The sequence below is a fragment of the Staphylococcus sp. GDX7P312P genome, from assembly GCF_008385775.1.
GTDB lineage: Bacteria > Bacillota > Bacilli > Staphylococcales > Staphylococcaceae > Staphylococcus > Staphylococcus haemolyticus.
Genome location: NZ_VUKI01000022.1, coordinates 123,097 through 137,742, shown reverse-complemented (window position 1 = coordinate 137,742; position 14,646 = coordinate 123,097). Strand labels below are relative to the sequence as shown.

Here is a 14,646-nt window from a genome sequence, read left to right as displayed (position 1 = left end):
TTTAAATTGTAATCGTATATCAGCTGATAAATAGGGTATGATGTATATAATCATCTGATGAGATACATTCTATTCTATTTAAGGTGTTGATGAGTTATGGAAGAAAAGAAGCATAAGAAATTTAAGTTTAAGACGCCTCATACATATGCTTTATTAATGTTTGTTATTTTTCTAGCTTGGTTATTAACTTACATTATTCCAGCTGGTGAATATGCGCGTGAAAAGAAAGGAGATCAAACACTTGTCGTTTCAGGGACTTACCATACTGTGGAATCGGCAAACGTCAACTTCCTCGAAATATTCAGGTCAATTCCTGAAGGACTAATCAGTGGCGGAGAAATCGTATTCTATATATTTCTAGTAGGTGGTGCCTTTGGCATTATTCATAAGACGGGTGCTTTCGAAAATGGTGTAAACAAAGCAATGAGAATGTTAGGAAAGGCCAATTTCCTAATGATTCCATTGACGATGACAATATTCTCTATATTAGGATTTACAATTGGATTAGCAGAAGAAACAATTATCTTTGTTCCAATTGGCATTATAATCGCTCGAACATTAGGTTATGACGCCTTAACAGGTGCTGCAATGGTTATTTTAGGTGCTGCCAGTGGTTTCAGTGGAGGTATGTTAAATCCCTTTACAGTTGGTGTGGCACAAACCGTTGCTGAACTACCAATGTTCTCAGGCTGGGGTTTACGTACAATTATCTATTTATTTATCTTAACTGCAGCCATTTCTACAGTTATGTTATATGCACGTAAAGTGAAGAAAGATAAGTCAAAAAGTATTGTGTATGAGCTAGAAAAAGAAGAAGGTCATATTACTCAAGAAATCACCTATCAACATTTTAGTAAGAGACAAGCAGCTAGCTTACTTATCATAGTTGCTACAATTCTATTTAACGTATTTGGCATATTTGTATTCGATTGGACGTTTAATGAGATGAGCGCCAATTTCTTACTTGCTGGTATTGTTGCAGGTTTAGTAAGTGGACTTGGATTAAATGGTACATTTGACGCATTGATTGAAGGAATGCAGAACATTTTATTTGGCGCAATGATTGTTGGATTCGCTAAAGGAATCGTTGTTATTTTGGAAAATGGTAAAATCATCGATACGATTGTTCATGGCATGACAACATTGCTATCAGATATACCAGCTTCATTTGTTATTATTGCTATGTTTATATTACAGTTCTTACTTAATTTCTTTATACCATCTGGATCGGGTCAAGCATTAACAACAATGCCATTAATGGTACCAATATCAGATTTACTGCATATTAATCGTCAGTTAACGGTACTCGCTTTCCAATATGGTGATTCAATCAGTAACATTTTATTCCCAACTTCAGCAATCTTAATGGGAGCATTAGCTGTTGGACGAATTACTTATACTCAATGGATTAAATTTGTGTGGAAGTTGATACTATTATGGGTAATCATTTGTGCAGTGGCGATGTCGATTGCGCTTATAATTGGCTATTAAAAATTGCTCAAGAAGCACTTAAAAATTTGTTTAAAGGTTTGACGGGTAAGACTGACGCTTGTCTGAATTTAGTAGGAAGTACGTCTAATAAACACTGTCATAACAATGAAAAGGCGGGTTTCTAAATTAATAGGGATGATGCCTTTATGGGATACTTTTTATTAATCTTCATATTTTGCAACAATAATTCATAAGGAAAAACAATGAAAACAATATATTAGTATTAATTAATTATTTAATATCTGAATCAAATCGATCTTATAAAAGCACCAATTATTATTCATAAAATGTTCAAATCGTTAATATATAAAAGTGATAATATAATAAATGAATAATATTTTAAGAGGTGTTTTTTATGAGTAATACTAAAAAAGTTGCAGTAGTTACAGGCGCAGCTCAAGGGATTGGACTTAAAATAGCAGAACGTTTATTTAAAGATGGTTTTAGTGTTGCACTTGTAGACTTTAATGAAGAAGGAGCTAAAAAAGCGGCTGCTTCATTAAAAGCAGAAGGACAAGAAGCGATAGCATTTAAAGCAGACGTTTCAGACCGTGAAAATGTCTTTAATGTATTACGTAGCGTTGTAGAATATTTCGGTGAATTTAATGTATTAGTTAATAATGCTGGTCTAGGACCAATGACACCTATCGACACGGTAACACCTGAGCAATTTAGCCAAGTTATTGGCGTTAACATTGGTGGTGTATTCTGGGGAATCCAAGCTGCATTAGAACAATTTGAAAAATTAGGTCATGGTGGTAAAATCATTAACGCTACTTCTCAAGCAGGGGTTGAAGGCAACAAAGGTTTATCTTTATATAGCAGTACTAAATTCGCAGTGCGTGGTTTAACTCAAGTTGCTGCGCGTGATTTAGCAGAAAAAGGTATCACAGTTAATGCATATGCACCAGGTATCGTTGAAACTCCAATGATGGAAGGTATTGCGATTAAATTAGCTAAAGAAAATAATCAACCCGAAGAATGGGGTTGGAAACAATTTACTGATCAAATTACATTAAAACGTTTATCTAAACCAGAAGACGTTGCTAATGTGGTGAGTTTCTTAGCAGGTAGTGATTCTGATTACATCACTGGACAAACAATTATCGTTGATGGTGGTATGAGATTCCACTAAGAATAGGCGACAAAATCAGTAAGTATTTACCGATTGTTTAATTTATTATTATATCAAGCCCATTACTTTTAGCATAAGACAATAGCATAAAACATTTTGAAGTGGTTTGCACTAGCATAAGTGTGAGCCGCTTTTAACTTTAGTTAAAAAGATGTGTCAATTTTGTTATAAAAATTTTGCTCAATTCAAAATAGTTTTAGTATATAATACTGTGTAACACCAATTGAAAGGAGCAACTTATGAACTTAAATAGTATTAATTTAGTTTCAGGTATTTTATGCTTATTATCATTTTTATTAGTAGTTTCTATCATGTTTACGAGCATGTTCTGGTTTCTTCCAGGATTGTTTGTGATGTTATTAGCTATTATTGCAAATGTCTTAGGCATCTTGAAAGGCAATAAAGCCATAAATATTACAATGTTAATCTTAAATATTGTATTTTTAGTTATTTTCTCAAGTCCTTTATTATTAGCTTAATATTTTGAGAAAATTATATATATCTTAAATTTCCAGAGGAAGTGGGATAGAAATTAATGTAATGATTAATTTCTGTGCTCGCTTCTTTTTTATTTTTCCTTAATAAGGGTAGATAGAAGGTATAGATAAAGATAGCTAAGGGGGATTTATAATGGATGTAAGATTTCCAATAGGAGAATTTGAAGCGCCAACGAATTCAACATTAGTTGATGTGAAACAATGGATGAGTGAAATTGAAGCATATAGTGATCAATTGAAGGAAACGGTTCATCAATTGAGTGATGAGCAGTTAGAACGTCGTTATCGAGAAGGAAGTTGGACGGTTAGACAATTAGTACATCATATTGCAGATTCTCAGATTAATTTGTATGAAAGATTGAAAATGGCACTGACTGAAGATGACGTAACGGCGTTCATGTTTAATCAAGAACGTTGGGCAGAGTTGCCAGACTCTAAATTACCTACGCAAATTTCAATTACTATTTTAGAGGGACTCAACCAACGCATTGTAGAGATGGGAAATCATGTTACTGAAGGTGAATTAAATCGTTCTATCAAGCTATCAGATGGAAGCAATGTACCGGTTTCAGAATTACTTGCGAAATTATCATGGCATGAGCGTCATCATTTAGAGCACATTAAGATTGCATTATCCGACCAAGGCGTATCAAAAGAGTAGTAAATACAGTTATAAAGTTGAGCGTCTACAACTTAAGAATGAACTTTGTCAAAAGTAAGTGTAATTCATCAAACTAATATGATAAAACTGTTATAATCTGTACCTACCAAGAGAAAGATAGGGGAGGAAGTTTCATGAAGGAACAAGTTTTAGTAACTGGAGGGACAGGTTTTTTAGGTTTACGTATTGTCGCGGAATTATTAAAGCAAGATTATGGTGTACGTGCAACAATTCGTTCGTTATCTAAGAAAGATACTATTTTAGAAACATTAAAGTCGCAAAATATTGATACGCAAAATTTAGCATTTGTTGAAGCGGATTTATCTAAAGATGATAACTGGGAAGATGCTATGGAAGATTGCACCTATGTGATGAGTGTAGCATCGCCTGTAGTGATGGGTAGTGTCAGCGTAACGGATGAACAATCGATCAATAAACAAGCCGTTGAAGGTATTCAGCGTATCTTGAGAGCTGCCGAGAAAACGAATGTGAAGCGTGTAATAATGACTGCAAACTTTGGCGCAGTAGGATTTAGTAATAAAGATAAAACTAGTGTGACAACAGAAGAACATTGGACTAATCCAAATGAAAAAGGACTTTCTGTTTATGAGAAGTCAAAATTAATTGCTGAGCGAGCAGCGTGGGACTTTGTGAATGCTACTGAAAATCACATTGAGTTTGCGACAATCAATCCTGTTGCTATACTTGGACCATCATTAAATCAACATATGTCATTAAGTTTTCAATTTGTAGAAAATATTGCTAGTGGCAAAATGAAACGAATCCCTAATATACCAATGAATATCGTGGATGTCAGAGACGTTGCACAATTACATGTTTTGGCAATGAAAACGCCAGAAGCAAATGGTAAACGTTTTATCGCCACTGCAGATGGACAAATTTCTATGCCTGAAATCGCACAATTAATTAAAAAAGAACGCCCTGAATTAGCAAGTAAAGTTTCAACTAAGACTATTCCAGATTTCGCAATTAAGCTAGGCGCTAGATTTAATAGTGAAGCACAAGAAGGTAAGTTATTACTTGAAATGAATAGAAATGTTAGTAATCAGCAAGCACGAAATGTTTTAGGTTGGACGCCAAGTTACACTCAAGAAGAAGCTATTCTAGCATCTGTTGACTGTATGAGAGACTATCACATTTTAAAATAAACATAATTGAATAATACATTTAAGCAAACACCTTTATCTTCATTGTTGTAAATAGAAGATAAAGGTGTCTTTTTACTTACAAAATTTAGAAAACGCTTACTTTTCTCTTGTTTCATGAAAAATACATATGCTAGGATAAGTCTATGATAACGTTTTCATAATAAAAAGTAAGGTGAAACGATGAATAATACACAAATCAAACAATTTATTGAAGATGGTCATTTAACAGTGGGTATTGAGTTCGGTTCAACGCGCATTAAAGCAATTGCGATTGATGACCAATGTCAAACCCTCGCAACAGGTTCATTCGAATGGGAGAACAGTTACCGTAATGGTTATTGGACGTATTCGGTGAACGATGCATGGGTAGGCATTCAAAAAGCATATGGCGCAATGACTCAAGAGTTAAAAGAGAAATACGATGCAACCGTGAAACAACTTGCTTCTTTAGGTATTAGTGGCATGATGCATGGCTATTTACCGTTTGATGACAATGACGATTTACTCGTTCCATTTAGAACGTGGCGTAATAACAATGCTAATAAAGCAGCTGAAATCTTACGAGAGGACTTCCAAGTGAATATTCCTGAACGTTGGAGTATTGCACAACTTTATCAATCTGCATTAGATCAAGAAGCGCACGTTGAGAAAGTAAGCTATATGACGACACTTGCGGGATACATACATTGGTATCTAACCGATGAGAAAGTATTAGGTATTGGAGATGCGTCTGGTATGTTCCCAATTGATAGTGAGACACAAGACTATCGTGACGATATTATTTAACGCTTTAATAAGAAGTTTTCTGAAAAGGGTTACACACAAGATGTTAGAGATATCTTACCTAAAGTAGTTGTAGCAGGGGAGTATGCCGGACGTCTTACTGAAACGGGGGCGAAATTAGTTGATCCAAACGGTGAGCTACAAGCCGGATGTCCATTATGTGCACCTGAAGCGGATGCAGCTACAGGAATGGTAGCTACAAATAGTGTTGCACCAAGAACTGGTAATATTTCAGCAGGTACAAGTATCTTCTCAATGATTGTCCTTGAAAAACCAATCAAAGATGTCTATCCAGAGGTAGATATAGTTACAACACCAGACGGTTACGAAGTAGCAATGATTCATGCGAATAACTGTACATCAGATATAAACGCTTGGGTCGATTTGTTTGGAGAAGTATTTGAAACAATGGGAGTTAAATACGATAAAGGTGAATTGTTCACCAAATTATTTGAACGTGCCTTAAAAGGTGACGAAGATTTAGGTAAGTTATTGTCATATGGTTATATTTCTGGTGAGTTTATCACAGATGTACAACATGGTTATCCAATGCTTGTACGATCAGTAGACAGTAACTTTAACTTAGCTAACTTAATGAAAACACATATTTACAGTGCTTTCAGTACGTTGAAGATTGGTATTGATTTATTAAAAGAAAGAGAAAATATTCATATTGATTCAATGTTTGGTCATGGTGGCATCTTTAAAACTGAAAAAGTTGCGCAATCATTCTTAGCAGCTGCCTTAGACAGTCCTGTTCGTGTTATGCAAACTGCAAGTGAAGGTGGCGCTTGGGGTATCGCAGTATTGGCGAGATACATGATTGAAACAGAGACATCAAATTTAGCAACATATTTGAATGACTTTGCGTTTAAAGGAACAGAATCAATGACAATCGAACCAACTAAAGAGGAAGTTGCAAGCTTTGAGCAATATACAGAACGTTTTAAACAAGGCATTCCACTTGAACGTCTTGCACATGAACAATTTAATTCAGAACAAAAATAATGAATAAAACAAAGGTAGAAAGTGGGATTAAAATGGCGAACGAGATAGAAAAACGAGAACGTCAATTTCTAGGATTGCCTATGGTATTAATATGGGGATACATTGCCGTAGCGATTTTTATGACCGGAGACGGTATGGAGCAAGCATTTTTATCTAAATATATTATGAGTCTTGGCTTTGATAATTCTGAAGCCGGCAATGTCTTAACCGTTTACGGTTTAGTCGTAGCTATCGCTTCATGGTTATCAGGTGTGATGGCTGAGATTTTCAGTCCAAGACGTGTGATGACATTCGCGTTTATTATTTGGATGATCTTTCATGTTGGATTTTTAGTATTTGGTCTAGAACAACAAAACTATGCCATGATGATGATTATGTATGGTATTCGTGGTTTAGCATATCCAATGTTTATTTATAGCTTTGTCGTATGGATTACATATTCTTCACCAAGTTACAAACTAGCTTCAGCAATGGGTTGGTTCTGGGCAATGTATTCAATCGGTATTGGAGTACTAGGTTCATATTTACCAAGCTTTTCAATTCCAATCATTGGTGAAATGGGTACTTTATGGTCATCATTAATCTTCATCTTAATTGGTGGATTAATCGCAATGTTCTTAGTTAAAGATAAAAAAGGCGAAGATGTCGAAGCACAACGTATGACTAAGAAAGAAATGTTAAGAGAATTTGGCCGAGGTATCACAATTCTTAAGAATAAGAACGTTGCAGTTGCCTTTGTCGTAAGAATCATCAACCAACTGTCATTATTCGGATTGGTTGTATTCTTACCACACGTTTATACGGCAGATTTCGGATTCACTACGTCAGAATGGTTACGTGTTTGGGGCTTAATGTACATTATTACAATCTTCACTAATTTATTCTGGGGTATTATGGGAGATAAAATTGGTTGGGTACGCCAAGTACGCTGGTTTGGCTGTATTGGTATGGCCGTTTCTACGTTAGCGTTCTATTATTTCCCTGCATGGAGTGGACCTAATATATTCGTGACAACTTTAATTGCACTGATGTTCGGTTTCGCTGTTGCTGCATTCGTTCCAATGTCAGCCATCTTCCCAACGTTGGTACCTGAACATAAAGGTGCGGCAGTGTCCGTACATAACTTAGCAGCTGGTCTAAGTAATTTCCTAGGTTATGGACTTGCAAGTGTCATGCTTATATTCGCCTCAGCTGAAGTAACGATTTGGGCATATGCAGTGATTTATGTATTAGGCTTTGTTCTTACATTCTTTATGAAAGTACAACAGCCTGGAAGACAAGTAAAAACAACAGTTAATACACAATCAAATTAAAAAGGATGATAAAAATGACAAACATTATTGAACAATTTAAAGTAAACGGTAAAGTAGCAATCGTAACAGGTGGTGCCATGGGACTAGGTAAAGCTATGGCAGAAGCATTAGCACAAGCAGGTGCAGATATTGTTATTGCAGACATTAAATTAGATTTAGCTCAAGAAACAGCAAAAGCAATTGCAGATAATGAAGGCGTTAAAACGACAGCATTAAAAGTAGATGTTACAAATCCAGAAGATGTTAGCAAAATGGTAGACGATGTCGTGAATGAGTACGGTAAAGTTGATATCTTAGTAAATAATGCTGGTATGACAATTAATGAAAAAGCAGAAGATGTATCTTACGAAAACTGGTTAAAAGTAATTAACTTAAACTTAAATGGTGTTTTCTTAGTAGCACAAGCAGTAGGACGTCAAATGATAAAACAAGGCTATGGTTCAATCATTAATACATCATCAATGTCAGGATTAATTGCCAATAAACCACAAGAACAAGCATCTTACAATGCATCTAAAGCAGGCGTTATCATGTTAACGAAAAGTTTAGCAATGGAATGGTCAAAATATGGCATCAAAGTAAACACAATTGCGCCAGGATACATGAAAACAGCATTAACTGAACCAATGTTTAATACTGGAGGCGAAATGATCGATTACTGGATGGGTGCGACACCAATGGGTCGTCCAGGTGAACCAGAAGAATTAGGTGGCATTGTTGTATACCTTGCATCTGACGCTTCATCATTCGCACAAGGTAGCGTATTTACAATTGATGGTGGTTACACAGCATTATAATAATATTTGGGAAAGTGCAAGATGAGTCTTTGCACTTTTTCATTATTAGTGAAAAAATTTTTTGAGAAGTTTTAATAATTCGATGATATGCATCTCAGCTGTAGGATGAAAATCCAATGCTTGAGATGCATTTTTTTATATTCAAATCAAGAATTTCTTGAATGAAGTTATGCGTGCCGGTTAGGTTGGGTAAACTGTGAATAGACACTTACTGAACGGAGGAATAATGATGAAGCGCTCAATAGATCTCGAAAAGACATTAAAATCGTTAGATGGACAAAAATATGGAGCGTATAAACGAACAAAAGGTATATATGCCTTTGATCAATTTCACTTAGCTATCGATAATGTACAGGTGGATCCTTTTGCGCCACCTTCAAAAATGCGGCTTATCATTCAACGTGATGTCGCCAAAATTCCAAGTGATTTATTAGATGAGAAAGACAAACGTATTGCAGTATCAGATTTCTTAACTAGAGCATTTGGCCATCAAGCTTCGGCATTTAATCGTACCGTTAAAGGTTCAGGTAAAAACGGTAAAATTTTCATCGATCATTGTGGTCAAGAAATGTTAGAACGTACATCAGTCGTAATTAATGACAAAGAAATTGAAGTGCGCATTGAAGTTGGTATGCCAGCAGCAGGACGTAAGATTCTTGGAAAAGCTGCGGCCTATACACTTATAAATGGCTTACCAAAGATAGTAGATCAAGCCATCATGTATCAAAATATTGACCAACAAGCACTCCAACATCAAGTAACATTAAAATTAGACCAAACATATATTAGGAAACAACTTGAACAACATCACTTAGTCGCTTTTGTCGCAAATAACGCCATTTTACCACGAAAAAGCGGTGTATCTGATGAGCCAATGAAAGGTGCCATTCAATTTACAAGCCCACAAGCTTTCGAAACAACATTCAATTTGCCAAGTGGTCGGGCAGTCACAGGGATGTCTATTCCTGAAGGCATAACATTGATCGTTGGTGGTGGTTATCACGGTAAATCGACCCTATTAGAAGCGCTTGAACGTAGTGTCTATGATCATATTCCAAATGATGGTCGTGAGTTTGTTATTACGCGTCATGACGCTATGAAGATACGTGCTGAAGATGGACGTGGAATTCAAAATGTTAACATCAGTCCATTTATAGATAACTTGCCTGGCAAGAAAGATACAACGCACTTTTCAACTGACAATGCGAGTGGCAGCACATCACAAGCAGCTAATGTCATGGAAGCATTAGAAACACAAACGTCAACGCTACTTATTGATGAAGATACATCGGCGACGAACTTTATGATTCGTGATGGACGTATGCAGAAGTTAATTGCGCCTGATAAAGAACCAATAACACCATTTTCTAATAAAGTGAGACCACTTTTTGAAGCGCATCAAGTTTCAACTATTCTAATTGTTGGTGGGTCTGGTGATTATTTTGACGTGGCTGATCAAGTCATGATGATGGATGAGTATCATTTGAAAGATGTAACTGTTGAGGCGAAAGACATTGCTCAATCAGATGGATACCAACGTGACTTACAGGCAAATACGCAATTTGGTGCTATTCCATCTCGTGTCCCTTTAGATGCTTCATTCTCTAAAAAAGGAAAAGATGATCGAATGAAAGCCAAAGGGCTACACACAGTGATGTATGGCAAAGATGCAATAGATATATCTGGTTTAGAACAATTAGTGGATGACAGTCAAACCAATGCGTTGACCGTTATGATGAATTACTTTAGACATCACCTTATAGATAATCATAAGAGTCTTATTGAGGCAACGAATCAAATGTACGACTTAATTGACGAAGAAGGCATCGAAGCGATATCTAACTTTGATGGACATCCTGGTAATTTAGCGCTTCCTCGTAAGCAAGAATTTATCGGAACATTGAACCGTTATCGTGGTTTAAAAGTAAAATAAAATAACAAAAGCACATTGCACTTGATAGTTAATCAAGCTTTGCAATGTGCTTTTAATTCGTTAAGAAAAAGTCTACAGTAATATCATCATCATAATATCTTTCGTCATATTCTTCCATCGACGTATTCGGCAGTATGCTTAGGCTTTTGACATAATCAATACCATAATCTTCGACGTAGCCACGTTTGCCATGTTTAACATAAGGCGTTACTTTAGACTTAAACTTTACAACTTGTTGTAAAAAGGGTTCTTGGTTATGAAAGTATCTCTTTGATGCATAAACCCAAACGTGATCGAAATACTGACCGCCAATATTAACATCTAATAATAAAATTTTTGAGAAAATAGGTTTGTTTGGAATTTTTACTTTAGGTGTTATAGTAATATGTTCAATTCGACCTATTACGGTTACAGTTTTATTTTTCAAAGATTTCAAGCTATCGCGAGGCATACCATCACCTTCTTTTGCAAAAAATTGTAAAATTGATAACTATTACTTGAAAAAAATAATATTTGATATAATTTTACAACAAAATGCATAAAAAGTGGTGGGATATACATTTTGAAAACACTTTATTTTTGAAATGTATATTTATGAAATTTACTGTATATGATGATGGATGCCTTCAGCTGCACGAATACCACTAAAGATACAACCACCTAGGAAAGTACCTTCTAATGCACGATATCCATGAACACCGCCACCACCAAAACCAGATGCTTCTCCAGCGGCGTATAGTCCATGAATCGGTTGCATGCTGGGATTAAGTGCTTGTCCATCGAGATTCGTTTGAATACCACCGAGCGTTTTACGACTAATAATATTTAATTTTACGGCAATTAAACGTCCATTTCTTCCACTTAATATTTTATGAGGTTTAGCAGTACGAACGAGTTTATCACCTAAGAATTGACGTGCATTATTGATAAATGCGACTTGTGGATCTTTAGTAAATGGATTATCAATTTGTAAGTCGCGAGCTTTAATTTCATGTTTGATTGTTTCATAGTCAAGTAAGTCATTACCTGCTAAGTCATTCATCTTTCGAACTAGCGTACCTAAATCATCGGCAAGTATGAAGTCAGGTCCCTTATCCATAAAGGCTTCTACTGGAGACGTTGCTTTACTACCTAAACGCTCTTGAAGTAATAATTTGATATCTTTATCAGTTAAATCTGGATTCTGCTCAGAGCCAGAAAGTACAAATTCTTTCTTTATAATATCTTCCGTTAATATAAACCATGAATAATCATAACCTGTCTTCATGATTGTTTCTAGCGTATGCAAAGTATCAAATCCAGGGTAATCTGGTGCAGCCATACGTTTACCGGTCGCATCGAACCACATTGATGATGGCCCAGGAATGATACGAATACCATGATTAGACCAAATGGGACTATGGTTTTGAATGCCTTCAGTATAGTGCCACATGCGATCTTTATTCACGATGTTGGCGCCGGCATCTTCTGTGACTTGAATTAAACGACCGTCAGTTGAATCAGGTACGCCTTGTATCATTGTCTTTGGAGGATTACCTAAACGTTTAGGCCAATATTTTCGAATAAGTGGCATGTTGGCACCAATGCCGCCGGATGTAATTAACAACTCATCGACATCATATTGGAACGTATCTATTACGGTACGAGATGATTTCTCTCCGCGTTCAACGTCACTTGGCTCTAAAATGTTGCCAGAAATGTGAGTGACTTGATTATGTTCAATGCAAATGTCAGTCACTTGGTGACGTGGCAAGAATCTAAATTGACCTTCTTGCTCTTTTTCAAGTACGAAACGACTAAAGGGTTCCACTAATCCTTGACCTGTACCCCAAGTAATATGGAAACGTGGTACAGAGTTGCCATGACCAGAAGCTGATGCGCCACCACGTTCAGCCCAACCTAAGATAGGTGTTAAGCGAACGCCCATCTCTTTTAGATAGTTTTCCTTTTCAAAAGTGGCAAATCGCACGTACGCTTCAGCCCATTGTTTCGCCCAATAGTCCTCATCATCTGGACGGTCAAATTGTGCAGATCCTAACCAATCATTCAGTGCAAGTTCGTATGAATCCTTAACGCCCAGTCGTTGTTGAATCTTTGAGTTAACTAGAAATAGCCCACCGAATGACCAATAAGCTTGTCCACCAATCGCTTGACGAGGTTCTTGATCTAACATCGTTACGTGATAGCCTTTCTTTAATAGTTCTGTCGCTGCAACTAAACCACTTAAACCAGATCCAATGACAAATATCTTTTTATTCATAAAAAACTCCTCGTATCAATTGTTATATGTAGTCTACATATTTTATCAAGGAAAGTAGGTACAGGAAAGTGAAACTAGTAATGATAGAAAACGGTTTGATAGATAATCTATTTCTAGGGGTATATACTTATATCAATAATTCTAAAAGGGGTGGATGAATATGGCATCATTAGAAGTCTTAAATCCAGCGACGAACGAAGTAATTGAAACATTAGAATATACAAGTGAAACAACAGCCAAACAACAAATTGAGAAAGCGCATAAAGCGTTCAAATCTTGGAGAGAAGTAGATGCACATGAACGTGCAGATAAGTTGTATAAATGGTTCTCTTTAATTAATGAACATAAAGATGAATTGGCAGAGTTGATTACTAAAGAGGGTGGTAAACCTTTAAAAGAGGCACAAGGTGAAGTGGATTATGCGAATTCATATGTTTCTTGGTATGCCGAAGAAGCTAAACGTATTTACGGTCGTACAATTCCAGCAAATACACCAAATAAAAATATTATTGTGAAAAAATTCCCAGTAGGCGTAGTGGGAGCAATAACACCTTGGAACTTTCCAGCCGCAATGATTACGCGTAAGATTGCGCCAGCATTAGCTGCAGGTTGTACGATTGTGTGTAAACCTGCGACGCAAACACCATTAACTACTATTCGACTCATTGAATTGGCGCATGAAGCGGGAATCCCAGAAGATGCCGTTCAATATGTCATTATGTCTGGTAAGGATGCAGGTGAATTACTCACGAAACATCCTGTAATGCAGAAAGTTACCTTTACCGGTTCAACAAACGTCGGCAAGAAACTCATCGCACAAGCTGCTGAATCAGTTGAAAATGTCACAATGGAACTAGGTGGGCTAGCGCCATTAATCGTTCACGAAGATGCGGATATTGAATATGCCGTAGATCAAACAATTGCCTCAAAATTCCGTAATGCAGGACAAACTTGTATTTGTGCGAACCGAGTTTACGTGCACGAAGCGGTTGAAGCTGAGTTTGTTAAACAATTAACGCAAAAAGTCCACGAATTAAAGGTCGGAAATGGTATGGATGAAGACGTGACTATTGGACCATTGATTAACGAAGATGGCGTGAAGAAAGTGGTCAATCAATTAGAAGATGCGGTATCTAAAGGTGCTCAATTATCACGTTCTTTAGAGGATGCACAAGAAATGGGTGGCAATTTCTTAAAACCTGTCGTCGTTTCAAATGCGAATCAAGATATGCTTGCAATGCAAGAAGAAACATTTGGACCTATCGTACCTGTTGCAACATACTCAGATTTAGAAGATGCAATTCAAATGGCGAATGATACACAATTTGGTTTAGCTGCTTACTTCTTCACAAATGATTATCGTACTGGCTTCCATCTATATAACTCACTTGATTATGGTGTCATTGGTTGGAATGATGGCGGTCCATCAGCAGCTCACGCACCATTTGGCGGTATGAAAGAAAGTGGTTATGGTCGTGAAGGTGGTACAGAGGGTATCGAACCATACTTAGAAACGAAATATTTATCAATAGGTAATATGTAGTAGATGATGTGCGCTTCTCTTTTTAGGGAAGCGCATTTTTTATAGAAAAATTCTTG

11 protein-coding genes and 1 pseudogene are annotated in these 14,646 nt (G+C 36.4%); 10 read left to right on the top strand and 2 right to left on the bottom strand.

Features of this window, described 5'->3' with window-relative positions; all coding sequences use genetic code 11:
- Positions 1-96: 96 nt before the first annotated feature.
- From F1592_RS06775 to F1592_RS06735, 9 genes and pseudogenes are all read left to right on the top strand, one after another.
- Positions 97-1,491, top strand: coding sequence for a YfcC family protein (locus tag F1592_RS06775; protein WP_053016166.1), 1,395 nt, complete (start codon positions 97-99; stop codon positions 1,489-1,491).
- Between the two features lie 355 nt (positions 1,492-1,846).
- The gene (locus F1592_RS06770; protein ID WP_053016167.1) at positions 1,847-2,626 is read left to right on the top strand and encodes a (S)-acetoin forming diacetyl reductase; all 780 of its coding nucleotides are present in this window, start codon (positions 1,847-1,849) and stop codon (positions 2,624-2,626) included.
- A 239-nt stretch (positions 2,627-2,865) separates the two neighbouring features.
- Positions 2,866-3,105, top strand: coding sequence for a hypothetical protein (locus F1592_RS06765; RefSeq protein ID WP_011274531.1), 240 nt, complete (start codon positions 2,866-2,868; stop codon positions 3,103-3,105).
- 151 nt (positions 3,106-3,256) lie between these two features.
- The gene (locus F1592_RS06760) at positions 3,257-3,784 is read left to right on the top strand and encodes a YfiT family bacillithiol transferase (protein WP_149809371.1); all 528 of its coding nucleotides are present in this window, start codon (positions 3,257-3,259) and stop codon (positions 3,782-3,784) included.
- Positions 3,785-3,918: 134 nt separating this feature from the next.
- Entirely contained in the window at positions 3,919-4,953 is a 1,035-nt protein-coding gene (locus F1592_RS06755) for an SDR family oxidoreductase (RefSeq protein WP_107609746.1), read from the top strand.
- A 180-nt stretch (positions 4,954-5,133) separates the two neighbouring features.
- Positions 5,134-6,744, top strand: a pseudogene (locus tag F1592_RS06750) (xylulokinase).
- Positions 6,745-6,776: 32 nt separating this feature from the next.
- Complete coding sequence (locus F1592_RS06745; protein WP_037537468.1) at positions 6,777-8,057, top strand: MFS transporter; 1,281 nt, start codon at positions 6,777-6,779, stop codon at positions 8,055-8,057.
- Between the two features lie 14 nt (positions 8,058-8,071).
- A complete protein-coding gene (locus F1592_RS06740; RefSeq protein ID WP_016930546.1) occupies positions 8,072-8,854 on the top strand; it encodes a glucose 1-dehydrogenase in 783 nt (260 codons plus the stop codon).
- Between the two features lie 229 nt (positions 8,855-9,083).
- The gene (locus F1592_RS06735; RefSeq protein ID WP_053016171.1) at positions 9,084-10,787 is read left to right on the top strand and encodes an ABC-ATPase domain-containing protein; all 1,704 of its coding nucleotides are present in this window, start codon (positions 9,084-9,086) and stop codon (positions 10,785-10,787) included.
- 52 nt (positions 10,788-10,839) lie between these two features.
- On the opposite strand, the gene F1592_RS06730 is transcribed toward F1592_RS06735, so the two are convergent.
- A complete protein-coding gene (locus tag F1592_RS06730) occupies positions 10,840-11,238 on the bottom strand; it encodes a hypothetical protein (RefSeq protein ID WP_053016172.1) in 399 nt (132 codons plus the stop codon).
- A gap of 150 nt (positions 11,239-11,388) precedes the next feature.
- A complete protein-coding gene (locus F1592_RS06725) occupies positions 11,389-13,047 on the bottom strand; it encodes an FAD-binding dehydrogenase (RefSeq protein ID WP_053016173.1) in 1,659 nt (552 codons plus the stop codon).
- Positions 13,048-13,207: 160 nt separating this feature from the next.
- Between F1592_RS06725 and F1592_RS06720 the strand changes: the two genes are divergently transcribed.
- On the top strand, positions 13,208-14,590 hold the full coding sequence (locus tag F1592_RS06720) for an NAD-dependent succinate-semialdehyde dehydrogenase (protein ID WP_149809372.1): 1,383 nt from the start codon (positions 13,208-13,210) through the stop codon (positions 14,588-14,590).
- Positions 14,591-14,646 lie beyond the last annotated feature (56 nt).

What these genes read in the sequence shown, in the direction of transcription:
- F1592_RS06720 (WP_149809372.1), top strand. Translation starts at nt 13,208, where the DNA reads ATGGCATCATTAGAAGTCTTAAATCCAGCGACGAACGAAGTAATTGAA.
- F1592_RS06765 (WP_011274531.1), top strand. Translation starts at nt 2,866, where the DNA reads ATGAACTTAAATAGTATTAATTTAGTTTCAGGTATTTTATGCTTATTA.
- F1592_RS06725 (WP_053016173.1), bottom strand. Translation starts at nt 13,047, where the DNA reads ATGAATAAAAAGATATTTGTCATTGGATCTGGTTTAAGTGGTTTAGTT.
- F1592_RS06730 (WP_053016172.1), bottom strand. Translation starts at nt 11,238, where the DNA reads ATGCCTCGCGATAGCTTGAAATCTTTGAAAAATAAAACTGTAACCGTA.
- F1592_RS06760 (WP_149809371.1), top strand. Translation starts at nt 3,257, where the DNA reads ATGGATGTAAGATTTCCAATAGGAGAATTTGAAGCGCCAACGAATTCA.
- F1592_RS06755 (WP_107609746.1), top strand. Translation starts at nt 3,919, where the DNA reads ATGAAGGAACAAGTTTTAGTAACTGGAGGGACAGGTTTTTTAGGTTTA.
- F1592_RS06745 (WP_037537468.1), top strand. Translation starts at nt 6,777, where the DNA reads ATGGCGAACGAGATAGAAAAACGAGAACGTCAATTTCTAGGATTGCCT.
- F1592_RS06740 (WP_016930546.1), top strand. Translation starts at nt 8,072, where the DNA reads ATGACAAACATTATTGAACAATTTAAAGTAAACGGTAAAGTAGCAATC.
- F1592_RS06775 (WP_053016166.1), top strand. Translation starts at nt 97, where the DNA reads ATGGAAGAAAAGAAGCATAAGAAATTTAAGTTTAAGACGCCTCATACA.
- F1592_RS06770 (WP_053016167.1), top strand. Translation starts at nt 1,847, where the DNA reads ATGAGTAATACTAAAAAAGTTGCAGTAGTTACAGGCGCAGCTCAAGGG.
- F1592_RS06735 (WP_053016171.1), top strand. Translation starts at nt 9,084, where the DNA reads ATGAAGCGCTCAATAGATCTCGAAAAGACATTAAAATCGTTAGATGGA.